This window comes from Massilia mucilaginosa, from assembly GCF_011682145.1.
GTDB classification, from domain to species: Bacteria; Pseudomonadota; Gammaproteobacteria; order Burkholderiales; family Burkholderiaceae_D; genus Telluria_A; species Telluria_A mucilaginosa.
The window spans coordinates 84289-106463 of the sequence record NZ_WHJH01000001.1 but is presented as its reverse complement, the minus strand read 5'-3'; the positions used below and the strand labels follow the sequence as shown (position 1 = coordinate 106463).

At 67.0% G+C, this 22175-nt stretch carries 22 protein-coding genes and 1 pseudogene; 12 read left to right on the top strand and 11 right to left on the bottom strand.

Annotated features, from left to right (window positions below; all coding sequences use genetic code 11):
• Nucleotides 1–12: 12 nt before the first annotated feature.
• Nucleotides 13–1134 carry an acyltransferase family protein gene (locus F2P45_RS00500; protein WP_166869821.1) on the top strand — a complete coding sequence of 374 codons (1122 nt, stop codon included), beginning with the start codon at nt 13–15 and terminating at the stop codon, nt 1132–1134.
• Here F2P45_RS00500 and F2P45_RS00495 read toward each other — a convergent pair.
• The 3 genes from F2P45_RS00495 to F2P45_RS00485 are packed head-to-tail and all read right to left on the bottom strand — an operon-like array spanning nt 1104 to nt 3164.
• Nucleotides 1104–1601 carry a hypothetical protein gene (locus F2P45_RS00495; RefSeq protein ID WP_229504866.1) on the bottom strand — a complete coding sequence of 166 codons (498 nt, stop codon included), beginning with the start codon at nt 1599–1601 and terminating at the stop codon, nt 1104–1106. The two genes, F2P45_RS00500 and F2P45_RS00495, sit on opposite strands and share 31 nt — an antisense overlap.
• A gap of 34 nt (nt 1602–1635) precedes the next feature.
• Nucleotides 1636–2517, bottom strand: coding sequence for a pirin family protein (locus F2P45_RS00490; protein WP_166869820.1), 882 nt, complete (start codon nt 2515–2517; stop codon nt 1636–1638).
• A 47-nt stretch (nt 2518–2564) separates the two neighbouring features.
• Nucleotides 2565–3164 carry an FMN-dependent NADH-azoreductase gene (locus tag F2P45_RS00485; protein WP_166869819.1) on the bottom strand — a complete coding sequence of 200 codons (600 nt, stop codon included), beginning with the start codon at nt 3162–3164 and terminating at the stop codon, nt 2565–2567.
• A gap of 109 nt (nt 3165–3273) precedes the next feature.
• Between F2P45_RS00485 and F2P45_RS00480 the strand changes: the two genes are divergently transcribed.
• The 3 genes from F2P45_RS00480 to F2P45_RS00470 all read left to right on the top strand — a co-directional run bounded on the left by F2P45_RS00480 (nt 3274) and on the right by F2P45_RS00470 (nt 5423).
• Nucleotides 3274–4194, top strand: a complete 921-nt coding sequence (locus F2P45_RS00480; RefSeq protein WP_166869818.1) for a LysR family transcriptional regulator — start codon at nt 3274–3276, stop codon at nt 4192–4194.
• A gap of 122 nt (nt 4195–4316) precedes the next feature.
• Complete coding sequence (locus F2P45_RS00475; RefSeq protein ID WP_166869817.1) at nt 4317–4949, top strand: NAD(P)H-dependent oxidoreductase; 633 nt, start codon at nt 4317–4319, stop codon at nt 4947–4949.
• 63 nt (nt 4950–5012) lie between these two features.
• Nucleotides 5013–5423: a hypothetical protein gene (locus tag F2P45_RS00470; RefSeq protein ID WP_166869816.1), complete on the top strand. Its 411-nt coding sequence runs from the start codon at nt 5013–5015 to the stop codon at nt 5421–5423.
• Nucleotides 5424–5610: 187 nt separating this feature from the next.
• Here the strand turns inward: F2P45_RS00470 and F2P45_RS00465 are convergent, their stop codons facing one another.
• The 6 genes from F2P45_RS00465 to F2P45_RS00440 form a co-directional block, all read right to left on the bottom strand.
• A complete protein-coding gene (locus F2P45_RS00465; protein ID WP_166869815.1) occupies nt 5611–7074 on the bottom strand; it encodes a C13 family peptidase in 1464 nt (487 codons plus the stop codon).
• 16 nt (nt 7075–7090) lie between these two features.
• Nucleotides 7091–7954, bottom strand: coding sequence for an archaetidylserine decarboxylase (gene asd, locus F2P45_RS00460; protein ID WP_166869814.1), 864 nt, complete (start codon nt 7952–7954; stop codon nt 7091–7093).
• A 372-nt stretch (nt 7955–8326) separates the two neighbouring features.
• The gene (locus F2P45_RS00455; RefSeq protein WP_166869813.1) at nt 8327–9160 is read right to left on the bottom strand and encodes a substrate-binding periplasmic protein; all 834 of its coding nucleotides are present in this window, start codon (nt 9158–9160) and stop codon (nt 8327–8329) included.
• 25 nt (nt 9161–9185) lie between these two features.
• Nucleotides 9186–10430 (bottom strand): MFS transporter, encoded by a 1245-nt coding sequence (locus tag F2P45_RS00450; protein ID WP_166869812.1) that lies wholly within the window; start codon nt 10428–10430, stop codon nt 9186–9188.
• Between the two features lie 77 nt (nt 10431–10507).
• Nucleotides 10508–11155 (bottom strand): HD domain-containing protein, encoded by a 648-nt coding sequence (locus F2P45_RS00445; RefSeq protein ID WP_166869811.1) that lies wholly within the window; start codon nt 11153–11155, stop codon nt 10508–10510.
• Nucleotides 11156–11179: 24 nt separating this feature from the next.
• Nucleotides 11180–11854, bottom strand: a complete 675-nt coding sequence (locus F2P45_RS00440; protein ID WP_166869810.1) for a ribonuclease HI family protein — start codon at nt 11852–11854, stop codon at nt 11180–11182.
• A 189-nt stretch (nt 11855–12043) separates the two neighbouring features.
• Between F2P45_RS00440 and F2P45_RS00435 the strand changes: the two genes are divergently transcribed.
• The 5 genes from F2P45_RS00435 to F2P45_RS37430 all read left to right on the top strand — a co-directional run bounded on the left by F2P45_RS00435 (nt 12044) and on the right by F2P45_RS37430 (nt 16023).
• On the top strand, nt 12044–12235 hold the full coding sequence (locus F2P45_RS00435; protein WP_166869809.1) for a hypothetical protein: 192 nt from the start codon (nt 12044–12046) through the stop codon (nt 12233–12235).
• A gap of 114 nt (nt 12236–12349) precedes the next feature.
• Nucleotides 12350–13303: a hypothetical protein gene (locus F2P45_RS00430; RefSeq protein ID WP_166869808.1), complete on the top strand. Its 954-nt coding sequence runs from the start codon at nt 12350–12352 to the stop codon at nt 13301–13303.
• Complete coding sequence (locus tag F2P45_RS00425; protein WP_166869807.1) at nt 13275–14102, top strand: HlyD family secretion protein; 828 nt, start codon at nt 13275–13277, stop codon at nt 14100–14102. Before F2P45_RS00430 ends, F2P45_RS00425 begins: the two co-directional genes overlap by 29 nt.
• Nucleotides 14078–14503: a beta-barrel domain-containing protein gene (locus tag F2P45_RS00420; protein ID WP_370663192.1), complete on the top strand. Its 426-nt coding sequence runs from the start codon at nt 14078–14080 to the stop codon at nt 14501–14503. Before F2P45_RS00425 ends, F2P45_RS00420 begins: the two co-directional genes overlap by 25 nt.
• Nucleotides 14500–16023: a cysteine peptidase family C39 domain-containing protein gene (locus F2P45_RS37430; RefSeq protein ID WP_441295242.1), complete on the top strand. Its 1524-nt coding sequence runs from the start codon at nt 14500–14502 to the stop codon at nt 16021–16023. The genes F2P45_RS00420 and F2P45_RS37430 overlap by 4 nt, the downstream gene beginning before the upstream one ends.
• A gap of 34 nt (nt 16024–16057) precedes the next feature.
• Here F2P45_RS37430 and F2P45_RS37160 read toward each other — a convergent pair whose 3' ends face one another.
• Together F2P45_RS37160 and F2P45_RS37155 are read right to left on the bottom strand one after the other, a co-directional pair.
• Nucleotides 16058–16465 (bottom strand): YXWGXW repeat-containing protein, encoded by a 408-nt coding sequence (locus tag F2P45_RS37160; RefSeq protein ID WP_166870177.1) that lies wholly within the window; start codon nt 16463–16465, stop codon nt 16058–16060.
• 159 nt (nt 16466–16624) lie between these two features.
• A pseudogene (locus F2P45_RS37155) lies at nt 16625–16780 on the bottom strand (YXWGXW repeat-containing protein); the annotation flags it as partial.
• 283 nt (nt 16781–17063) lie between these two features.
• Here F2P45_RS37155 and F2P45_RS00400 point away from each other — a divergent pair.
• From F2P45_RS00400 to F2P45_RS00390, 3 genes are all read left to right on the top strand, one after another.
• Complete coding sequence (locus F2P45_RS00400; RefSeq protein WP_166869805.1) at nt 17064–20261, top strand: penicillin-binding transpeptidase domain-containing protein; 3198 nt, start codon at nt 17064–17066, stop codon at nt 20259–20261.
• A gap of 72 nt (nt 20262–20333) precedes the next feature.
• Nucleotides 20334–21590: a hypothetical protein gene (locus F2P45_RS00395; protein ID WP_166869804.1), complete on the top strand. Its 1257-nt coding sequence runs from the start codon at nt 20334–20336 to the stop codon at nt 21588–21590.
• Between the two features lie 17 nt (nt 21591–21607).
• Entirely contained in the window at nt 21608–22171 is a 564-nt protein-coding gene (locus F2P45_RS00390; protein ID WP_229504881.1) for a Rieske (2Fe-2S) protein, read from the top strand.
• Nucleotides 22172–22175: the final 4 nt, after the last annotated feature.

Below are 22175 nucleotides of genomic sequence, written 5' to 3'. Positions count from 1 at the left end.
ATCATCTGGCGCATGAAAAATCCCGCCTCCACAGAGCGCATCGAAGGTCTCGACACCCTGCGCGCGCTGGCCGTCACCCTGGTCGTGCTGCACCACTACGTGCTGTTCGTCAGCCGCGCCGATACCTTCGGCTGGGTGGGCAAGATCGGCTGGGTCGGGGTGGACCTGTTTTTCGCCCTGTCCGGTTACCTGATCGGCAACCAGATCTTCGCCGCCATGCGCTCGCCGCGCGCGTTTTCGCTGGCGCGCTTCTACGGCCGCCGCGCCCTGCGCACGCTGCCCGTGTTTTATGTGATGCTGGCGATTTACTACTTTTCGCCGTGGTTTCGGGCGGGCCTGGAACTGCCGCCGCTGTGGCGCTTCCTGACCTTCACGCAGAATATCAACCTGGCGCCCGGCACCGCGTTTTCGCACGCCTGGTCGCTGTGCATTGAGGAGCAGTTCTACCTGGCGCTGCCGGCGCTGGCCCTGGCGATCGCCTCGCTGCGCGGTTCCCTGCGCTGGGGCTGGGCCGCCATCGCGGCCGCCATCGTGGCCGGCATACTGGTGCGCGCAACGCTTTGGCGCGAGCTGGTCGATGGCCATCCGCACGGCTCGCGCAACTACTACCAGTACATCTATTACTCGACCTTGTGCCGCTTCGACGAACTGGTGGCCGGCGTGGCGCTGGCGCTGCTGAAAAATTTTCATCCGCGCCAGTGGCGCACGCTGACCTCCAGCGGCAACCTGGCCTGCGGTGCCGGGGTGGCAGTGCTTGGCCTGGCGATCTGGCTGTTCCTCGACGAGCGCCAGGGCTTCGGCGTGACGGTGTTCGGCTATCCGCTGCTGGCGCTGGGCTTTTCGCTGCTGATCGTGGCGGCCCTGAGCCGCGATTCGCTGCTGCGTTCCACGCGCGTGCCGGGCGCGGCCAGCATGGCGCTATGGTCGTATGCGATTTACCTGACGCACAAGCAGGTGTGCATCCTGGCCGCCACGCCGCTCAGGGAGCACGGTTACGGGGCCGGCTCGCCGGTGGCCATCGGCACCATGCTGGCGCTGTCGGTGTTGTCGGGCTGGGTGCTGTACCGCTGCGTCGAACGGCCGTTCATGGCGGTGCGCGGGCGCTACCTGCCGACCAACTTCAAGCCGCTCTGACGGGGCACGGCGTCGATCACGCCGAATGCGGCCGCACTCTCGCCCAGGAAGTCGAGCACGGCGCGCGGGTCGCCGTTGCTTTCTTCGATGGCGGCGCGCAGGCCGGGCAGGGCTTCCCTGGTGTACGGGCTGCGGTAGGCACTGGCCAGCAGCGCGACCAGGTCGAGCGGCTGGCCGCCGTGCTGTACGCGGCTGCCGATCATGCCCAGGATGACGCGTTGCATGTCCGGCGTGGGATTGGCGATGTGCGTGAAAATCATCGGTGTGTTGGCGATTTTTTCACACACGGCGCGCTCGATCTGGTCCGGCTTGAGGTCGGACGCGATGTCGAAATGCGCGCCGCTCCAGTGGGTACGCGCGTGGGCGTGCCCGGGAGGGAAGGAGTCGAGGGTGTCGAAGCCGCACACGCGGCTCACGTAGGCCAGGGCCTGGGTCAGGATTGGGAACATGCCTCCAGTGTAGCGCAAGATGTTCTCCTTGTGGTTGCGGGCGCCCGGTGCGTCAGGCGCCGAAGTGCCCGGCATGGAAGTGCCCGGCGCGGAAGTCCTCGACCGCCTGGAACACCTCGGCCTGGGTATTCATCACGAACGGGCCGTATTGGGCAATCGGTTCGTTCAGTGGACGCCCGGCGATCAGGATCAGGCGACTGTCCTGGGCGGCCATGATGCGCACGCCGTCGGCCTGCGCCGCATTGGCCAGGATCGCCATGCGGCCCGCGGGCACCGGTTTTTCGTCGACCAGCACCTGGCCCCGGAATACGTATAGAAACGCGTTGTGCCCCGGCGGCAGTACCTGATCGAACGTCGCGTTGGCCGGCAGGTCGACATCGAGGTAGAGCGGCTCGGTGCCTTCGCGCTGCACCGCGCCTGGCACGCCGTGGCTTTCGCCGGCGATCACCTGCACCGTTACCCCCGCCCCGGTGGTGAAGCGGGGGATCCCGGCGTTGGGAATGTCGCGGTACCAGGGCGCGGTCATCTTGTCCTTGGCCGGCAGGTTAAGCCACAGCTGGAAGCCTTCCATCAAGCCGTCGGTCTGCTCCGGCATTTCGGAGTGGGCCACGCCGCGCCCGGCCGTCATCCACTGCACGCCGCCGTCGGTGATCAGGCCTTCGTTGCCGGCGCTGTCGCGGTGGCGCATGCTGCCGGCGATCATGTACGAAATCGTCTCGAAACCCCGGTGCGGGTGTTCGGGGAAGCCGGCGATGTAGTCGCCCGGCTTGTCACTGCCGAAGGCGTCGAGCATCAAGAACGGGTCCAGCCGGCGCTGCAGCGATTGGGTGAGCACGCGATTGATCTTCACGCCGGCGCCGTCCATCACGAACTGGCCGCCCACCAGGCGCTCGACGGCGCGCGGCGTGTGCACGATGTTCATTTCTTGTGTCATTTTTCTCTCCTGCGTGTTCACTGTGATGCAGCTTCGTCCGGGGTGACTCAGGCCACTGCGGCTTCGATCTGGGCGTTCGCTTCGGCTTGTGCCTTGACGACGGCTTCCGGACCCATGGCCATGCCTTCCGAGTACACGAATGTGACATCGGTCATGCCGAGGAAACCGAGCAGCATCTTCAGGTGCGGGGTCTGGGTGTCGTTCGGGGTATCGCGGTACATGCCGCCACGGGCAAACGCCACGTACACTTTTTTGCCGGTCAGTTTGCCGACAGGGCCGGTGGCGGTGTAGGCGAAGGTGACGCCGGCACGGGCAATCGCATCGAACCAGCCTTTGAGCTGCACCGAGCTGCCGAAGTTGTACATCGGGGCGCCGATGACGATGGTGTCGGCGGCCTGCGCCTGGGCGATCAGGGCGTCGTCGAGGGCCACGCGCGCCGCTTGTTCCGGCGTGCGCTGGTCGGCTGGCGTGAACAATGCGCCCAGGGTCGGCTCGTCGAGCGCCGGATGCGGGTTGCTGGCCAGGTCGCGGCGGGTCAGTTGCGCGCCTGGGTTGGCCGCTTGCAGCTTGGCGACGATGGCGTCGGCCATGCGGGTGGACTCGGAACCGGTCGAACGGGCGCTGGAATTGATTTGCAAGATGTTCATTTTATTTCCTTTTTCTAAGTTGAACTGCGATGGTGTGACTTTACGCGTCCCATAATCAATGCGGAAGCCTGTAAAATGGATATCATTATTCAGCCATTGGGACAATCAAATGGATGTGGAACCGAATGACCTGCTCTTGTTCGCACGGATTGTCGAAGCGGGCAGTTTCAGCCAGGCCGCGCTGCGGGTCGACTTGCCCAAGTCAACCGTCTCGCGCCGGATCGCGCTGCTGGAAGCGAAACTCGGGGAGCGCCTGCTGCAGCGGACCACGCGCAAGCTGATGCTCACCGAGTTCGGCGCCAGCCTGCTCGATCACGCGCGCAAGGTGGTCGAGGAAGTCGAGGCGGCGGGTGCGCTGGTGCAGCACCGCCAGCAGGCGCCGAGCGGGCGGCTGCGCATTTCGATGCCGGCCGATTTCGCCAGCCTTGGCATGACCCAGGTGATGACTGAATTCATGGCGCAGTACCCGGCCATCACCCTGGAGCTGGACCTGTCGCCGCGCCGGGTCGACCTGGTGAGCGAAAATTTCGACATCGCGATCCGCATGGGCGACCTGCCGGACGACGCCTCGCTCAACGCGCGCCGCGTGGCGCTCGAAAAAATGGCGCTGTACGCGGCGCCATCCTACCTGGCGCTGCGCGGCTTGCCGGAGCATCCGGACGACCTGCTCAAGCACGACCTGCTCTGTCTTTTGAGTCGCGGCGGCGGCCCGGCGCCGTGGTGCCTCACGCGCGGCAAGACCGTGTGGGAGCGCGATTTGCCCGGCCGCCTGACCGCCAATTCGCCCGACCTGCTCACGCGCGTGGCGTGTGCCGGCGCCGGCATCGCGGCCAGTTCCGACCTGTTTGCGGCGCCCTCGGTGGCCAGGGGAGAGCTGGTGCGCGTGCTGCCCGAGTGGGATTTGCCGCAGGTGACCGGGTGGGCCGTGTTCCCCGGACGGCGCTTGATGCCGGCCAAGACCCGCGCCTTCCTCGACATGATGGAAGGGCTGTGCTGCACCGAAGCGCGCAAGCGCATGGGGATGGTTTAGGGAGAATTTTCGGCCCGGATACGCTGGATCGGGGAATCGCAGATAATAGGTCCCCCGCGGCGCCGCTCTCGTGTGCGCCCTGGCCTTGACACTACCCGAACGACTATACAAGAGGATATTCCATGCTGCTTGAAAAACTCCACTGGCGCTACGCCACCAAAAAATTCGACGCCACCAAGGTCGTATCGGAAGATAAAATCGACCGCATCCTGGAAGCCGTGCGCCTGGCGCCGACGTCGAGCGGCCTGCAGCCGTTCGAGCTGATCGTGGTCAGCAACCCGGAGCTGCGCGAAAAAATGCGTCCGATCGCCTCCAACCAGGGCCAGGTGGCCGATGGCTCGCACATGGTGGTTTTTGCGGCGTGGGACAACTACACCGAAGAACGCATCAACGCGATGTTCGACCTGGTGAACGAAGAGCGCGGCACGGTCAATGAAGGCTGGGAGAACTACCGCAAGTTCATCCTGTCGATCTATCCGCAGCGCGACCCGAAGGTCAACTTCGAGCACGCCGCGCGCCAGGCCTACATCGGCCTTGGCATCGGCTTGACGGCGGCCGCTTTCGAGCAGGTCGATGCGACCCCGATGGAAGGCTTCAATCCCGAGCAGCTCGACGAATTGCTTGGCTTGCGCGCACGTGGTTTGCGCTCGGTGGCGATCATGGCGCTCGGTTACCGCGAGGCCGAGGGTGACTGGCTGGTTGACCTGAAAAAGGTGCGCCGTCCGAACGAAGAGTTCATCACCCGCATGGCATAAATCCAGTCGTTGGCGTGGCGGCCGGCTTGTTGCCGGCTGCCCGCACGCCCTTTGGAAGGAAGAATGGTGCGGCAATATATACCGAAGGTGCAGATTGGGACCATCTGGCTCGGCCCCTTGGAAGACAGGGCCCATGTGCTCGAGGCATTGAATCAATATCATGTCGCATTGAAGCGGCGTCGCGTTTCACTGCCTGATCAGTTGGACAGTCAATTCCAGCGGATTGCCGATCATGTCGAGTACAAGCTCGATCATGGTGAGATGATGGCCTTGCCAGATATAGTCGATGACCTGTTACGACGTTGTGGTTATGGACACGAAAATACCAGCCTGTTTCTCTCGGCGCTCGCAGCGGGTGGAGAGGTTTGGGTCTGGCAGACGAAGTCCCCAGGTCGCTACAGAGTCGAGCACAGCGAGGGATGGTGTGTCGCGCTCGACGGACAAATTGCCGCAACCATTTGTTATACAAGCTGATTTACGTTCACATTCTGTTTGGACGCGTCAGCGGCCGATAATCCGAACGCGTGAAGCGCACTTTTACCTGTTTTGATTGCGCTGTCGCCGGCGCTTGCTGCCCAGGTAGTCATACGCTCCCTGAGACCACCACAACACGGATAACAGCACTTTCATATGCGGCGCTGCAAGTCTGTCCGCACCGTTTTCACGGCTTTTCCGTCAGCCGCTTGTTCATCCGCTCCAGCACCGGCACGATCTTGCTGCCCACCTTGATCTGCGGGTTCGAATAGCCATCGTCCTTGCCGGCTTCCGTTTCGCGTTGCAGGATGATCTTGCGCGCGGCGGCGTGCGCCTCGGTGAACGAACGCGTGGTGGTGCGCAGCTGTTCGTCGTACATGGCCCGGCCGAAGAACGTCAGCGGCGATTTTTTGCCGCAGCCGTAGGACGTATGGTCGGCGTCCGACGCCGTCATCACCAGTGTGCCGTCGGCCGCCAGCGGCGCGATCCAGTTGCCGGCGAAGCAGGCCGAAATCGACAGCACGCGGTAGCGGATGCCGGCCGCATCGAGCCATTCCTTCAACTCCGGCGGCATCACCGGCTCCACATCGATCGGCCAGAAATTGGCCGCCAGTTCGCCGTCCGACGCCCCGTGCGAGGTCAGGTGGATGAACAGCACATCCTCGTCGCGATCCATGATATCGCCGATGCCTTCAATGGCGCGCTGCAGGTTCAGCGGCGTGGCCCACGGCAGTTGTTCGGCCGTCTTGCGATGGTTGATCAGTTGCAGGCCGCGGCCGGCGGCGTCGAAGCGCTTCGCCATCACGTCGGCCACCATGGCGCTCTCGCGCCGGAACACTTCTTCGCCCTGGTAGGGCGCGAAGGTAATCGTGTACATGTCGATCATGCCCGGGCGCTGCGGCTTGAGCGCGTCGAGCTGCTCGTCCAGCAAGGACAGCTGGGCTTCCATCACCTCCTGGCTGAGCGTGAACGGCTCTTCCTGGGGCTGATCCTCGACTTTGGGTACGGCGCGCCACGCTGTCGGCGCGGGAGCGAGGTGATACTCCATCACCGCGATCAGCATCAGCACGCCGATAATGACCATCGTGCGCAGTGGCGCCAACGGACGGGCGGCGCGCAGCAGCAGCACCAGCCTTGCCAGCTCACACCACAGCAGCGGCAGGGACCAGGCCAGCGACTGGCCCCACGGGCTGTCCTCGGCGAATGCGCCGCTGCGAATCAGGGCGAAATACAGCCCCCAAATCAGCAGCGTGAAGCAGGTCGACAGCGCGATCAGCAAGGTGAACAAGTGCGCCGCGCCGGGCGCGCTGTGAGGGCCGCGCCGGACCTGCGGGTCGGGCTGGATCAGGTAGCACAACCACGCGTTGAGGATGGCGCCGAACCAACCCGCCACCAGGGCGCGCCAGATAAAGACAGCATCGCCATCGACGGAGATGCGTTGCAGCAGAACGCTCAGCCCGAGCTGGAGCAGCATCTGGAACGCCATCTGCCACGGCGACGCGGTCAGCCGCTGCCAGCGTGGCGCCAGGAACAGGGCCGAGCGCGCGCCTTCAAGCAGCCAGCCGGCTGCGGCCAGCACGCCAGGGCGTGGCGCGGACACTGTCTGCATCACCGGTGTCCCGGCGCTGTGGTCCAGCACGACGTCGCTCATGCCGCTGCCTCGTCAATCAGGCGCGTTTGGCGGACAGCTTGTCGCCCATCGCCTCACCGAGGCGCACCGGGCGTTCCGGCGCCCACTCGGGATTGAAGGCGATCGTGTCTTTTTTGAACAGCATGACGATGGTCGATCCGAGCAGGAAGCGGCCCATTTCTTCGCCTTTTTTGAGGACGATGTTCTTGTCGTCGTAGCGCCATTCCTTGATTACGCCAGGGCGCGGCGGGTTGACCAGGCCGTGCCAGGTGGTAGCCATGCTGCCGACGATGGTCGCGCCCACCAGGACCAGCACAAAGGCGCCATGCTCCTTCGAGTTGAACACGCAAACCACGCGCTCGTTGCGGGCGAACAGGCCGGGAATGCCGCGCGCGGTGGTCGGATTGACCGAGAACAGCGCACCGGGCACGTAGATCATGCGGGTCAGGCGGCCCTCGCACGGCATGTGCAGGCGGTGGTAATCCTTGGGGCTGAGGTACAGGTTGGCGAAACTGCCATGCTGGAACTGCGCCGCCAGTTCCGCGTCGCCGCCCACCAGCGCGGTGGTGCTGAACTTGTGGCCCTTGGCCTGGAAGATCTGGTCGTCGTCGATGCTGCCGAATTGGCTGATCGCGCCGTCGACCGGGCACACGAAATCGGCCTTGGCCAGGGGGCGCGCGTCCGGGCGCAGGGGACGGGTGAAAAATTCGTTGAAGCTGGCGTAGCTGGCGATGTCCGGATTGGCCGCTTCTTCCATGTTCACGCCGTATTGGCCGACGAACCAGCGAATCAGGGTGGTGGTGTACTGGCCGCCCTGGTGGCCGGCGACGCGGCCCGCGAACCGGGTCAGACCTTGCTTGGGAAGTAAATACTGGGGAATGACTTTTATGCGATCGGACACGGGCTTCAACCTGTTTAAAAAACGATGGCCAATTATAACGGCGCGCCGCGCCTGTGCAGCGCTTTCCGCTGCCTTGAGAGGCCAATGCAATGAAAAATAGTCAAGAAGAAGGCTTGGTGGCGCGTGAGCGTTGTCAGCGCGGTGTCAGGTCTGACATTCGCACACGACCTCGACAATCATCGGTCTCCGGTGGCATGCAGTGCTGACGAACGTCCAGCCCGTGTCCGAATGTCAGACCTGACACCGGGGTGAGATACCGGGGCGACACCGACGGCGGGGCGAACGACTGCCGAGCTCGTGTCCGAATGTCAGACCTGACACCGGGGGGGAGGCGACACCTGGGGAAAGGATCAGGCAGCGTAGAAATGTCAGTCAGCGCTGGCGCACGCCGCCGGCCAGCACGGCGGACGGATAGTGGCGCTTCAGGCTTTCGTACACGGCCCCCGATTTGACCGCGCCCGCCAGCAGGTTCTGGAGCGCGGCGCGGTCGCCCGCGCCGACCGTCTGCTTGGAGATATAGATGCCGCTCTCACCCCACGGCAGCTCTTCGAGCGGCTCGATGCGCAGCTTGGGCACCATCCAGGCGAAGCGCTTGTCGTCGGCGATGGCGCTGGCAAAGACCGTCGGCGCCATCAGGGTCACGTCGGCAAAGCCGGCATCGAGCACGCGCGCCACGGCGGCGCCGTCCTTTTCCAGCAGCAGGCGGCCCTGGGCCGACAATTGAACGACCAGCTCCAGGTAGGCGGTGCCGTAGTCGAAGCCGCGCACCAGCACCACGCGCAGCTCTTTGCGCGCCAGCAGTTCGCGGATCGAGCGCACCGGCGCGCGCGCGCCGTCGACCGAGAGCAGGGTGGCGCGGGTGCCGATCACGGGAACGAAGTAGCCATGCTGGTCGCGCCGCGGGGTGCGCACGGCCGGCAGCAGCAGATGCGATTTGCCGGCTTCGAACATGGCTTCCTGGCGCGCGCGCGGCACCACCGAAAACGTGAATTTGCAGTCGCTTCTGGCGCTCACGCCGCGCAGCAGGTCGGGGTAGATCCCGGCCACGGAATCGCCCTTGACCGTGACGCTCACGCCCGTGGGCGCGACCGGGACCAGGAACGGCTGCCCGCAGGAGGCCGTCGCCATGGCGCTGGCGCCGGCGGCGATGACGGCTGCGATCAGCGCGGCTGCGCGGGTCCCGCTGCGAGTGGAGGATTTGTCCATCTGCCAATTCTAGCGCATGCCTGCCTCACGTGCGCATCCGATGTGATTTGAAATAGAAAAGTGCAACGCCCACCGCCACGGCCTGCATCGCGGCGCACAAAAAGAAGGTGCTGCCGATGCGCCAGTCGTGCGGCGGCAGGTGGCTGGCCAGCCCCAGGATGGCGGTGCCCAGCAGCGGCATGAAGATCACCCCCAGGCTGCTGATCGATTGCAGCGAGCCCATCAGTTCCCCTTGGGAACTTGCATCGGAGCCGCGCGAGATGATGCTCTGCAACGCGGGTGCTACGGTAAACGACAACAAATTGCACAAGATGAAAACGTACATCATCCAGCCCTCGGTCGCCAGGCCATACAGGATGAAGGTGATGCAGCCCGAGACCATGCCCAGCAGCGACAGGCGCACCTCGCCGAAGCGCTTCATCAGCATGCCCAGCAAGCCCGCCTGCACCACGGCCGCCGACAGGCCCACGCAGAACAGGGCGATGCCGTTGTCGCCCGTGCTCCAGTTGAAGCGGAAGGTGGTGTAGAGCACCCAGGTCGATTGCAGCATCATCTGGGCGAAGCTGGTCAGGGCGAACACGATCACCACCGCGCGAATATCGGTGCGGCGCACCAGCTTGAGCAGCGACGTGAAGGGGTTGATCTTCGCGATCGTAAACGCCGAGCGGCGCGACAGCGGCAGCGATTCGGGCACCGCAACGTAACCGTAGACGAAGTTGGCCGCGCACAGGGCGGCGGCCACGTAGAACGGCAGTTGCAGGTTGATTTCGCCCAGCATGCCGCCCAGCGCGGGGCCGCAGATGAAGCCCAGGCCGAAGGCGGCGCCCACCTTGCCGAAGCTTTTGGCGCGCGTTTCCGGCGTCGATACGTCGGACGCATAGGCCGAGGCGACCGACATGCTGGCCGAGGACATCCCGCCGATCACGCGGCCGATGAACAGGAAGGCCAGGTTGGGCGCCCAGGCGGTAAACAGGAAGTTCAGGCACATGCCGGCCATGGAATAGAGCATCACCGGACGGCGCCCCACGCGGTCGCTGGCGGCGCCCAGCATGGGCATGAAGATGAACTGCATCAGCCCGAACACCATCGCCAGCACGCCGAACCAGAAGGCCTGTTCGTCGCGCCCGTTGACAAACTGGCCGACCAGCGCAGGCATGACGGGGATGATCAGGCCGATGCCGAGCATGTCGATGAAAACCGCGACCAGCACGAAATTGAGACTGGCCGGGACGGCGGGTGCGACGGGTGCGGCGGCGGGGCTGCTGCTCATGGAGGAAAGCCCGGGACCGGGCGCGAAAGGGCGATCCGCTATCTTAACGTACTACGCCCGTGCGGGCGCAGCCGTGCCTACAAAGCCCACTCCTGCGCAAAGGCGGCCCGGAATGTCGTCAGTTGCGCCAGACGCGCCGCGCCCAGCGCGCGCCCGGCTGCGGTCTGCATCATGCCAGGTAGTTTGGCCAGCTTGACTTCGATGTGGTCGAGCGCATAGGCGCGGTCGTCGCGCTCGCGGTGCTCGGCCAGCGGATCGTCGGGATGGGCCAGCGCGCTGCCCATCTGGCCGGCGATATAGAACAGGCGCGCCAGCCCGACCGCGCCCAGGGCGTCGAGGCGGTCGGCATCCTGCACCAGCTTCGCTTCGATGGTGTGGGGTGGCAGCGCCGCCGAAAAGCTGTGGGTTTCGATGGCGTGCGCCACCGCGTCCAACTGCGCGGCCGGGAAGCCGATGGCGGCCAGCTCGCGCCGCGCCAGTTCGGCCGAGCGGCGCGAGGCCATGCTGCGCTCCGGATGGTTCTTCGGCAGGTTGACCAGGTCGTGCAGGTAGCACGCCGCCATCACCGCCAGTGCGTCCGCTTCCGGGTGACTGGCCAGCAGCGCCTGCGCATTGCGCCAGACGCGGTGCAGGTGATTGATGTCGTGGGCGCCGTCGTCGCCGCAGGCGGCGCTGGCCAATGTTTGCAGGCGGGGCTGCCAGGCACTCAATTCGTCGGTGGTCATTCCATGCTCCTTGTAGGAGCGCGATTATGCCATGTCCGCGGGTCTGAACGCGGCCACGGCGCGCTGCGAGAGGGCGTCGGCGGCCTGGTTCTTGTGGCGCGGCAGCCAGCGCACGCAGGCGCCGTCGATCCGTGCCAGCAGCGCTTGCGCGCGCACGCGGTAGGCGCGCAGCGATGGCGCGCCGGCCGCGTCAAGGCCGTTCACATCGTCGATCACGACCCGGCTGTCGCCATGCACGCTCACGCCGCGCGCACCCGATTCGAGGGCCGATTCGAGCACCGCGATCAGCGCCAGGTATTCCGCTTCGCTGCTGTTGCCATAACCGGCCGGCTGCGCGATTTCGACGACTTGCCCGGCCGGGCCGGTGAGCAGGGCGCCGATGCCGCAGCGTCCCGGATTGGGATGGGCCGATCCGTCGAACCAGGCGCGCCAGGCGGATGGCGGTCCATCGTGTTTGACGGCAGTGGCGCTGCGCGCGCGTGCGCGCCTGGCGTCGCGCGCGGCCAGGCGCGCCGCCTCCATGGCCGCCAGCGCGGCGCGCTGGTCCAGCAGGTGCGCCAGGCCGTGCGCGCCGGCGCGTTGTTCGAGCGTGGCGCGCAAGGCCTGCTCTTCGCTGATGCCGGCGCGCGCGGCGAGCTTGCGGCTGGCGCTGCGTTCGGACTTGAAGGCGGCCGCCAGCAAATGGGTGAGTTCGGTCATGCCGACAGCATAACCGTAACGGCAGTTTGTTGCCAAAATGACGCGCTTGCGCCGGCTGGAATCCTTCATCAGCACGATTGTGACGCATCAAACTGCCGAGTCCGTCAGTGCCTAGTATGGCCCTTAGCGGTCCGCACGAGGCGAGTGGCATGTCCACTCGACCAGTTTCAATTATTCAAGGAGAACATCATGCGTAACCTGACCAGCACTGAACTGCAACACGTGTACGGCGGCGGCAAATCCGATTGCCACACGAAATGCCACAGCAAGAGCAAGAGCAAGAGCCGTTGCAAGAGCAAGAGCAAAAGCAAGGACAAGTGCAAAACCCGCGGCTGCGACAGCAAGTCGCGCGGCGGCGGCCTGCTCGGATGGCTGCTGTAAAACTTTACCTGCTTGAGCGTATTGCCAGGAACATGTTCCGTTAATTGTCGGAACTGCTTCTTCAGACCACCGCCGGACGCGGCGGTGGTCTGGATTTCCCAGTGAGGTTGCAAAATGCACGATCCCGACATCCGAGCAGACAGCACCGCGCCCGAGCGGCCGGCTCACGAAGAACTATGGCTGCTAGGCCAGGCGCCGCTGCAGAAGTATCTCGATTTCGCCGACGACCTGTGCGTCGAATCGCCCGAGGCCATCCGCCCCGCGCTGATCCGCGAATGGAGCGCGGCCAACCGGTATTACGAAGAACTGGCCAACACCGAAGCCGGCGTGGCCGACCACCCGGACTGCGCCGCGCTGCCGCCTGCGATGGCGCCGCTGGCCGCGCAGGTGTGCGCCAGTTCGCAGTACACGCGCACCTTCAACAGCCTGCCGACCCACATCGCCATGGTCGAACTGGGGCGCATGGTGGTGTGCCAGAACCACGTTACGCGCACCTTCGTGGACCAGCTCAAGGCGCGGCTGGGACCCAATCCCGATGCGGCAGCGCTGTATCACTTCTGCTTTCCGCCCGATCAAGTACGCGCACCGGTGCAGATCCGCGAGGCCGGTTCCAAGCGCTATGTGTTCCGCTCCGACTCCACCGATTTCCGCTTTCACGAACCGGTGCTGCTGCGCCCCGACCAGTTGCACGACTACCGCGCATCGGGCATGGTGGCCGGCGTGCTTGGCCTGGTGGTCGGCTACAGCGCCAACATCCTCAACGCCGTGTGCGACGACGACAGCGGCCGGCTGGTCCTCAACAACGGCTACCACCGCACCTGCGCCTTGCTCGAACTGGGCATCACCCATGCGCCGTGCGTGATCCAGACCGTCAGTTCGCGCGACGAACTCGATCTGGTCGCCAAGTCGATCGTCGCCCAGGATCCCGGCTACTTCTTCAACGCGCCACGCCCGCCGCTGATGCGCGACTTTGCCAATCCGCGCATCCGCAAGGTGCTGCGTATCAAAAGGATCGCGCGCATGATCGAGGTCAGTTACGATGTCCGAGACTACTTCATCGAAGAGTGAGGACGGGCAGCCGCTGTTCCGGCCGCAGGTGCTCAATGAACAGCAAACGCGCTGGCTCGGCACGGTCGCCATTCGTCCGCGCCTGTCGCACCGCTGGTACGCCGCCTTTTCGCTGTTGATCGTCGCCGCCGTCACTGCCACGCTGTTCATGCCCAGCTACACGCGCAAGGCACGCGTGGCCGGCTGGCTGGTGCCGGAGCAGGGCATGATCCGGGTGTTTTCGCCGCGCGTGGGCGTGGCCACCAAGCTGATGGTGGGCGAAGGCGACGTGGTCGCCGCCGGCCAGGCGCTGCTTGCGCTGTCGGGCGAGGAGCGCAGCGTGGCCGTGGGCGACACCAACGCGCAGGCGGCGCTGGAACTGCAGACGCAGCGCGCCAGCCTGGGCGCCGAGCAAGAGAACATGGTGCAGGAAATCGCCCTGCAAAAACGCCGCGTGGCGCTGCCCCGCACCTCCGAAAAGCGGCTCGGCGAACTCAAGGCGCGCGGCTTCATCTCGGCGCAGCAGGTGCAGATCACGGCCGAAGCGACGCTCGACCAGGCTGGCAAGCTGCGTTCGCTGGAGCGGGCCTTATCGTCGCTGGGGCGCGAACGCATGGCGCTGGAGGCGGAACTGAACGACATGCCGCTCAAGCTGGCCACGCAAAATGCGCTGGTGGCGCGCAGCACCAGCGCCATCGACCGCGAACTGGCCAGGTGGCGGCCAGGCGCGAACTGCTCATCACGGCCCCGCAGGCGGGCACCGTCACCGCGATCCATGCCGCGCGCGGGGCGGCGGTGGGTACCGGCACGCCGCTACTGAGCATCGTGCCGCGCGGCGCCACGCTCGAAGCGCACCTGTACGCGTCGTGCCGCGCCATCGGATTCCTGCGCCCGCGGCAGCAGGTGCACCTGCGCTACCTGGCCTACCCGTATCAAAAATTCGGGCACTACCGCGGCACCATCAAGAGCATTTCGCGCACCGGCATCGAGCCGGCCGAGCTGCCGGCCCAATTCGGGGCGGTGGCGGGCGGCGGCAAGGCGGGCGAAGCGCTGTACCGCATCACCGTCACGCTGGCGCGCCAGGACGTGACGGCTTACGGCGCGCGCGTGCCGCTTGCCCCCGGCATGCAGCTCGACGCCGACGTCTTGCTGGAGCGGCGCCGTTTGGTCGAATGGGTGCTCGATCCGGTCTACACCATCACCGGGAGACTGGGACGATGAGCAAACCCATTGATGCCGCCGCCGGCCTGGGCGTGCGCCTGCCGTCGATCCTGCAAACCGAAGCGGCCGAATGCGGACTGGCCTGCCTGGCGATGATCGCCGCCTACCACGGCAACGGTACCGACCTGGCGCATCTGCGGCGCCGCTTCGGCATGTCGCTGCGCGGCGCCACGCTCAAGGACCTGGTCGGCATCGGCGTGCATCTGGGACTGGCCTCGCGGCCGCTGCGGCCCGAACCCGACGAACTGGAAATGCTGGCCACGCCCTGCATCCTGCACTGGGACCTGAACCATTTCGTGGTTCTGAAACAGGTCACTGCCAAGGGAGTCGTGATCCACGATCCGGCGGTGGGCGTGCGCCGCCTGCCGCGCGCCACCGTGCTGAAACACTTTACCGGGGTTGCGCTGGAACTCAGTCCCACCGCCGCTTTCGAGTCGGGACAGGCGCGCCCGCGCGTGCGCCTCGCCGCGCTACTGGGGCGCATGACGGGTATCAGGCAGTCGCTGTTCGCACTGGCCGTCATGGCGCTGGCGATCGAGGTACTGGCCGTGGTCAGCCCGTTCTTCATGCAGTGGGTGGTCGACGAAGCCCTGGTCAGCGCCGACCGCGACCTGCTGCTCACGCTCGCGCTGGGGTTTGCCTTCTTGCTGATCATCCGGGTGGCGGTGACGGCGGCGCGCGGCGCCACCCTGATCGCCATTTCCAGCACCATCAAGGTGGCCGGGCGCGCCAGCCTGTTCGGCCACCTGGTCAGCCTGCCGGCGGTGTATTTCGAAAGCCGCCATCTGGGCGACATCATGTCGCGTTTCGGCTCCCAGGAAGTGATCCTGCAAGCCATCACCACCGACATGGTCGAAATCCTGCTCGACGGGCTGATGGCGGCCATTACCGGCCGGCGAATCGGTGGCCATTGCCGGCCCGTCCGGCTGCGGCAAGACGACCTTGCTGCGCCTGTTGGCCAGTTTGCTCGAACCGGTAGCTGGCGAGATCGAGATCGATGGCCGTGCGCTGAACCGGGGCGGCCTGGGCGAATACCGCGCGCAGTCGGCGTGGTGATGCAGGACGACCAGCTGTTCGCCGGCTCGATTGCCGACAACATCAGCTTCTTTGCCGATGCGCCGTCGATGGAGCGGATCCGCGACTGCGCGCGCCTTGCGGCGGTGGAAGACGATGTGAACGCGATGCCGATGGGTTTTCATACGCTGATCGGCGACATGGGCACGGTGCTGTCGGGCGGGCAGAAGCAGCGCATCCTGATCGCGCGCGCGCTGTACCGCGAACCGGTTCTGCTGCTGCTCGATGAAGCGACCAGCCATCTGGATGTGATGCGCGAGCAGGCCGTCAACGCTGCCATCCACGCCTTGCCGATGACCCGCATCATCGTCGCGCACCGGCGCGAAACGATTCTGTCGGCCGAGCGCATTATCGTGCTGGAAGAGGGCCAGGTGGCCTGCGACCTGCGCGGCGAAGAGGGCCGGGCGGCCTACCTCGCGCGCATGGAAAAAGCGCCAGCCGGGTAGCCGGGCTGGCGCTTCGTTACAACTTCAAGCCGGATCAGTCGCGGCGTGGGTTGTCTGGACGGGCATCGCGGCGGTTCGGAACGCCGTCGCCATCGCGGTCGCGGTCGGCGCGGTTCGGCACGCCGTCGTTGTCGCGATCGCGGTCGTAGGCGTCGGGCACGCCGTCACGGTCGCGGTCACGGTGTTCGAGGCGGTCCGGCACCCCGTCGCGGTTGCGGTCGCGGCCTTCGAGGCGGTCGGGGATGCCGTCACGGTCGCGGTCATGACGGTTCCAGCGGGCTGGCTCCATGTACCAGTTGCCATCGCGCTGAACCCAGGCCGGCTGCGAGTACACATAGCCCACGCGTTCGCGCACCCACTGGCCGCCGATCCATGCGTGGCGGTTGCCGCGCCATTCCCAGTGACCGGGAACCCACACATGGCCGGCGCGTGGACGCGGCATGCGTTCGTGGCGTGGCGGCGGCGGGGCTACCCGCACGACTGTGTAGTCGCGCTGCCCAACCTGCTGCCAGCCGCCCTGGTTGAGGCGATAGCTGTTGTTATCGCGGATCCATTCGGTGCGGCGGTATTCGTAGCCGCTGCGCGCGCTTTCCCAGTGGCCGGCGGTCCAGACGTGGCGGTTGTTTTCCCAGTTCCAGAATCCTGGCGCCCACACGTAGCCACGGCGTGGCGCCGGCACGCTCTCGAAGCGCGGCTCGGGCGGGGCGGTGTTGATGATCACGCGGAAATCAGTTTGAGCGACCGACGGCAGCGGCATGAAACCGGCGGCGCCAAGGGTGATCAGTGCTGCAAAGGTCAGGGTACGCTTCATTTTTACTTCTCCTTGTGAATTCCTATGAATCCAATATAGCAAGGCGCCTGGCGCTTCCCGGCCATTGATTCACCTGCTTACAATTGAAACAGAATCCGGGGCAAACGTAAATTCCGTTACGTGTGGCGGCAAGCTTGCGCAGTTGGCAAGGTTGCATGGTTTCGCTCCGCCCCCCGCTAGTGCCAGGCAGGCCACGCGCGAGGCGTGCCACGGTATTTGCGGAGAGATGATGACAGGCTGGCTCGATTCGGTAGTGCAGGCGTGGTGCGGGCGCCGGACGGCATGGCGCCGCGCGCGTCACTTGCGCCAGGGTGCGCGCGTACCAAGCGCGCCACGCACGTTCGCGCTCACGTCCGCGCACTGGATCGGCGCGGCCGGCGTCATCGCCACCCTGGCTGGCGCATTGCTGATCAGCGCCCACGCGCGCCATCTGGCCGCGTCGTCGCAACCCGGCGCGGCCGTCCTGCACGGCGCCGGCCTGCCGGTAGCGGCCGATGCCTTCCAGGGCACGCTGCCCGGAGCGCAGTTCAGCGTGGCGCCGCAGCCCGGCATCAGCGTCACTTCCCACGCTGGCGGAACGCTGCTGATCGCATCGAACCTGCGCAGCGCGCCGCCCGTGCGCATCGACCTGTGCACGCAAATGCTCGATACCGCCAATCCGCGCCTGCTCCCGCTGCGCATCGGCTACCAGTTCGCCGACGTGGCGCGCTGGGTCGAGCGCAACGAGGCCTCGGCCAGCCCGGTCACGCTGCGTAACATCGCCCTGGCCGGCCCGGACGTACCCGGCATGCCGCAAGTACAACTGAGCGGCAAGGCCAGTGCCGACTATGCCAACGCCTTGCGGCTCGAATGGACCGGTGCGCAAGCGGCCACGCGCTGGCTGGGCGAGGGCACTGGCGCCGCTGCCGGTGCGCGCGGCGCGGCCGAACTGCGGCGCGAAGGCTGGCTGGTCTGGAAAGATGCGGCCTTGCGCTTCCAGCGCCGCGCCAGCAGCCGCTGTCCGCAAGCCGGCGAGCTGCTGGTCCAGTTGTTCCGCAGCGGCGCCGCCGCCAGCGCCGCGAGGGCGCTGGTGGTGGCGTTTCCGGCTGAAGGCGCGGCGGTGCCGGCGTGGCTGTCGCCCGGGCGCTACCAGGTGCCGTTGCTGCCGCGCGCCAGCCTGGAAGACCAGGCGCTGTTCCAGTCCTTGCAGCAGCATGGGCTGGTGCGCCTCGGTTCGGCCGGCCTGGCGGAACTGGCGCCGCGCGACCTGGCGGCATGGCAGGCGGCCGGCGACGGCACGCGCGCCGCGCAACTGGCCGGCTGGCCGGGCGCGCGCCTCGATGCCGAGTCCCTCAAGCTGCTCAAGCGCCTGTACCGCATGGCCGACGGCGATTATGTGCGCGAACAGGTCCAGGTGTTCAACAGCGAACGGCGCCTGCTGGCGTGGCGCCTCAAGCCCGGGCAGGGCGGCGAGTGGCAGGCCAGCGTGGCCGGCGCGCCGGCGTCCACCACCGCGTCGATGCCGCCGGCGGCCGCGCGCCTGTTCGCCGATGTGCCGCAAGGCTGGGCGCCGTGGACCCGCGTCAAAGCCTGGCCGGATGCCGCCGCCGGTGCACCCGCGCGCATCACGCTTGCGCTTCCGCGTGCGGCCCGGGCCGGCCAGTCGCTCGAATTGATGCTGGTCGGACGCCTGCTGTCGGTGCACGGCGCGCGCCTGCGCGGCCAGCCCCGCGACACATGCAGCGGGCGCGATTGCCCGTCGGCGGCCTCGGTCCAGGCGCTGGTGCTCGATCTGGACCCGGGCGCGCGCAGCGTCAGCCTGAGCGCGGCGCCGCTGCGCATGGCCGGCCTGGCCGGCGACCAGCAGTATCGCCATCTGCGGGTGGCCGGCGGCCGCCTGGCATGGCAACCGCTGACGGCCAACAGCGCCACCGCGCGCGCCGCGCCCCTGGCATCGGTCACCCTGGCCGACCGCCACGGCACGCTGCTCTGGAGCGGTGGCGAGCCGACCCGCGCGGCGGTCGATGCCGGTCTGGCGCCGCTGCTCGGCATTCGCGCGGCGCACGCCAACAGCGTGGCCGGTATGCTGGCGCGCCTGCCTGCGCCCGATGGCGCGACCCACCAGGCGCGCCTGACGCTCGACCTGGCCCTGCAAACGGCCAGCCAGCAGGCCCTGGAGTGCATCGGCATGCGGCGCGGGCACTGGAACGGCGGCACCTGCGGCGGCGCGCAGGCGCTGGTTGCGGGGCGCCAGGCCGGCCTGGTCATCCTCGACACCGCCAGCGGCGACGTGCTGGCGGCGGCCGGCGCCGGCGGTGGCGCGCTCACGCCGGCCAACTGGAACGAAGTGCGCGATTTCGACCGCGCCAATCCGGCCCGCAGCCCCCTGCGCCTGCCGGCCTTCCAGCACGATGGCGGCGTCCACCGCAGCCCCGGCTCGACCTTCAAGGTCATCAGCGCGCTGGGCCTGGAACTGGCTGCCCGCCGCGACCCGCAGCTCGAAGCGTTGCTGGCCGGCCTGCCGCTGCCGTCGATCAACCGCATGGCGCGGTCCAAAGGGTTCGCCTTCCAGACCAACGCGGCCAGCTATCCGTTCGATACCAGACTGGCGCACATCACCAACTACAAGGACCAGCACCTTGACCGGCGCGCGCAGGATGGCCGGCTGGGCTTGTCGCAGGCGCTGACCTACAGCCTCAATACCTGGTTCGCCTGGTCCGGTGAACTGAGCGACCGCAGCCTGTTCGGCCGGCCGGACGGCGGCGCGCCGGACCTCCAGGCGCTCGACGATGGGGCGCTCGACAGCGTGCGCCCCATCGTGGCGATGGCGCACCGCCTCGGCTTCGAGCAGGCGGCGCGCCTCGACGGCGGCTTGTTGCCTCCCGATTTTTCATGGTCCACCTGGGACGCGCTGCAGGCCAGCCCCGCCCACATCGATCCGATCCACACGCGCCACGAGCTGCGCCAGATGGCCATCGGCCTGCGCATGCAGGTCACGCCGCTGCAAATGGCGCTGGTCTCAGGCGCGGTGGGCGAGGGCCGGGTGATCGCCCCGCGCCTGCTGCTCTCGCTCGACGGCTGCGACGCCCTTGCCGGCGACAGGCCGGCGCTCGCCGTGCGCCTGGACCGCGTGCGGGCCGGGATGAAGGGCGTGGTCGACAGCGGCACGGCGGCCGGCGCCTTTCGCGGCGCGCATCTGGCGGCGGTGCGGCGTGGCCTGTCCGGCAAGACCGGCACCTCGCCTTCGGTGGTCGACGGGCGCGACCTGGCCACGGTGTGGTTCACCGGCTGGCTGGAGCCTGGCACCTTGCCGGGCCAGACCCGGCGCCTGGCGGTGGCGGCCTTCGTCAGCCATTCCGACGCCACCGGCGGCGAGCACGCGGCGCCCATCGTGGCGGCCGTGCTGGGAGCGATGGCGGCGCAGAACCCGGAACAGAAGGGTAAATAGGGGTTTCAAGCGCGCCTTGCCGATCCCCGTTGTATGGCATCATTTTGATGCTAAAACAACGATGGGGATGGTATGCGCTTGCCGGGAACCCGGTATCAGGAGCAGGGCTGGGAACAGGTGCGCAAACTGCTTGGGCACTGCTCCCTGGAAGCGTTCGCCCTTCTTTCGCCCGCGCGCCTGCTCGATGCGCCCGACACGCTGGCCGATTATGTGGACCTGACGGCGCAGGCGCTGCATGCCTGCGCGCGCTCTGCGCGTGCCGAGGCGCCCGCCAACAGCTATGGCGAAAGCGTGCTCGAACTGTCACTGAGCCTGTTGTACGAATTGCGCGCGCGCCCCGCCGACTGGGCCGCCTTGTCCGCCGCGGTGGTCAACGAACACCAAAAACTCGGCGCGTTCTGGGCTGCGCCCGGCGGCGACGCCATCTTGCGCAAGAAGGTCAACGACATGTACGCGGGCGTGCGCGATAAAGTCGATTCCGACAATTACCAGGCCGCGTGCGGACGCACTTGCAGTCCTAACAAGATGTATGCGTATCGCATGCTGGACACCGCCTACAGCGACATCGCGCGCATCTTTGGCGCCTGGCGCGAGCATGCTGCGCAGGTAGGGGCCATCCTCGGGCGCGAGGTGGTGGTGATGCCGATCGAAGTACGCCAGATGCGCGCCATCGGCGCCTGCAAGGCCGACTGGGTGCTGCGCTGGAGCGAGTCGCTGGAACGCTTCGGCGGCGGTGCCGGTCCCCTGCACACCAAGTCGAAGCGCTTCGCCAGCCTGAAAAACAACCCTGAAAAAATCGGCGCCATGCTGCTCGAGATTGGCGACTACGAAGAATTGTCGTCCAACCGCGACAGCGACTGGCTGCACGACGCCGGCGAAGCGGCCAACTGGCTCGAAGACCTGTGGCGCGTGGCCGATGCCGTCGTGGCGGAGGGCGAGGCCCGCATCCTGCCGGAAGCGGACGACGATACCGATGCCCCGGAGCCCGACGCCGCCCCGCCAGAGGCACCTGAACCAATCCGCTACGACAGCGCGATTGCCGCCAGCCTTTCACTGCCCCCCCGCTTCATGGAACTGGCGTGGGCGGCGCAGGACCACGGCAGCTGGAGCGCCCGCGCACTGGCGGCGTATTCGCTGCCGGTGCGGCTGGCGGTGTACCTGAACATGATCGGTGGGCTGGACGACAGCTATCCCGGCGAATGGCTGGACCCGGCCACCGGCGAACTGCCGACCATGCAGCAGCTGGCGGTGCTGGACCAGGTCTCGCTGCCAACCCTGCGCAAGCGCCGCGACGCCGCCATCGCCAGCCTGCTCGACGCTGTTCCATGAAGGAGAATGATGTGAAAATGAACCAGGAAGCGGACCGCAAGCTGATTGAACGCCTGCTGTTGTCGCCGCGCGTGGAGGGCGACCGCCTGATGCTGGCCGACAGCGTGCTGCTGGCCGCGATCGACGGCAGCGGCCCATTGAACAGCGCGGAACTGGCTGCCCTGCGGGCGTCGCCCCTGACCCTGCGCCGCTTTCGCCAGCTGGCCATCGACCGGCGCGGCGATGCACGCGCCGCCAACGACGATGCCTGGAGCGGCAGCGCGGGCATGCTGCGCGCCGCCTCCGACGGCGCCGGCCTGGCGCGCCTGCTGACCGACGACGGCCACTGGACGCTGCATTTCGTCGCCCAGGATGACGACTGGCGCCTGATCCTGTCGCTCGACGCCGCCGCGCCGTTTGCCGCTCGCCTGCTGCGCGAGCAGCCGATGCTGCGCGTGGTCGAGGGCGGCGGCGCGATCCTGCTGCAAGGCCGTCTCGATGCCGACGGCGAAGTGGAATGCGGCTGGCACTTCGACGGCGCGCCCGCGTCGCACTTCCAGCAGTTCGGTGCGCGCTTCGCGGTCGAACCGGTGCCCGTGTGAGAAA

What these genes read in the sequence shown, in the direction of transcription:
- F2P45_RS00500 (WP_166869821.1), top strand. Translation starts at nt 13, where the DNA reads ATGAAAAATCCCGCCTCCACAGAGCGCATCGAAGGTCTCGACACCCTG.
- F2P45_RS00490 (WP_166869820.1), bottom strand. Translation starts at nt 2,517, where the DNA reads ATGACACAAGAAATGAACATCGTGCACACGCCGCGCGCCGTCGAGCGC.
- F2P45_RS00485 (WP_166869819.1), bottom strand. Translation starts at nt 3,164, where the DNA reads ATGAACATCTTGCAAATCAATTCCAGCGCCCGTTCGACCGGTTCCGAG.
- F2P45_RS00480 (WP_166869818.1), top strand. Translation starts at nt 3,274, where the DNA reads ATGGATGTGGAACCGAATGACCTGCTCTTGTTCGCACGGATTGTCGAA.
- F2P45_RS00475 (WP_166869817.1), top strand. Translation starts at nt 4,317, where the DNA reads ATGCTGCTTGAAAAACTCCACTGGCGCTACGCCACCAAAAAATTCGAC.
- F2P45_RS00470 (WP_166869816.1), top strand. Translation starts at nt 5,013, where the DNA reads ATGGTGCGGCAATATATACCGAAGGTGCAGATTGGGACCATCTGGCTC.
- F2P45_RS00465 (WP_166869815.1), bottom strand. Translation starts at nt 7,074, where the DNA reads ATGAGCGACGTCGTGCTGGACCACAGCGCCGGGACACCGGTGATGCAG.
- F2P45_RS00455 (WP_166869813.1), bottom strand. Translation starts at nt 9,160, where the DNA reads ATGGACAAATCCTCCACTCGCAGCGGGACCCGCGCAGCCGCGCTGATC.
- F2P45_RS00450 (WP_166869812.1), bottom strand. Translation starts at nt 10,430, where the DNA reads ATGAGCAGCAGCCCCGCCGCCGCACCCGTCGCACCCGCCGTCCCGGCC.
- F2P45_RS00445 (WP_166869811.1), bottom strand. Translation starts at nt 11,155, where the DNA reads ATGACCACCGACGAATTGAGTGCCTGGCAGCCCCGCCTGCAAACATTG.
- F2P45_RS00440 (WP_166869810.1), bottom strand. Translation starts at nt 11,854, where the DNA reads ATGACCGAACTCACCCATTTGCTGGCGGCCGCCTTCAAGTCCGAACGC.
- F2P45_RS00435 (WP_166869809.1), top strand. Translation starts at nt 12,044, where the DNA reads ATGCGTAACCTGACCAGCACTGAACTGCAACACGTGTACGGCGGCGGC.
- F2P45_RS00430 (WP_166869808.1), top strand. Translation starts at nt 12,350, where the DNA reads ATGCACGATCCCGACATCCGAGCAGACAGCACCGCGCCCGAGCGGCCG.
- F2P45_RS00425 (WP_166869807.1), top strand. Translation starts at nt 13,275, where the DNA reads ATGTCCGAGACTACTTCATCGAAGAGTGAGGACGGGCAGCCGCTGTTC.
- F2P45_RS37430 (WP_441295242.1), top strand. Translation starts at nt 14,500, where the DNA reads ATGAGCAAACCCATTGATGCCGCCGCCGGCCTGGGCGTGCGCCTGCCG.
- F2P45_RS37160 (WP_166870177.1), bottom strand. Translation starts at nt 16,465, where the DNA reads ATGCCGCGTCCACGCGCCGGCCATGTGTGGGTTCCCGGTCACTGGGAA.
- F2P45_RS00400 (WP_166869805.1), top strand. Translation starts at nt 17,064, where the DNA reads ATGACAGGCTGGCTCGATTCGGTAGTGCAGGCGTGGTGCGGGCGCCGG.
- F2P45_RS00395 (WP_166869804.1), top strand. Translation starts at nt 20,334, where the DNA reads ATGCGCTTGCCGGGAACCCGGTATCAGGAGCAGGGCTGGGAACAGGTG.
- F2P45_RS00390 (WP_229504881.1), top strand. Translation starts at nt 21,608, where the DNA reads ATGAACCAGGAAGCGGACCGCAAGCTGATTGAACGCCTGCTGTTGTCG.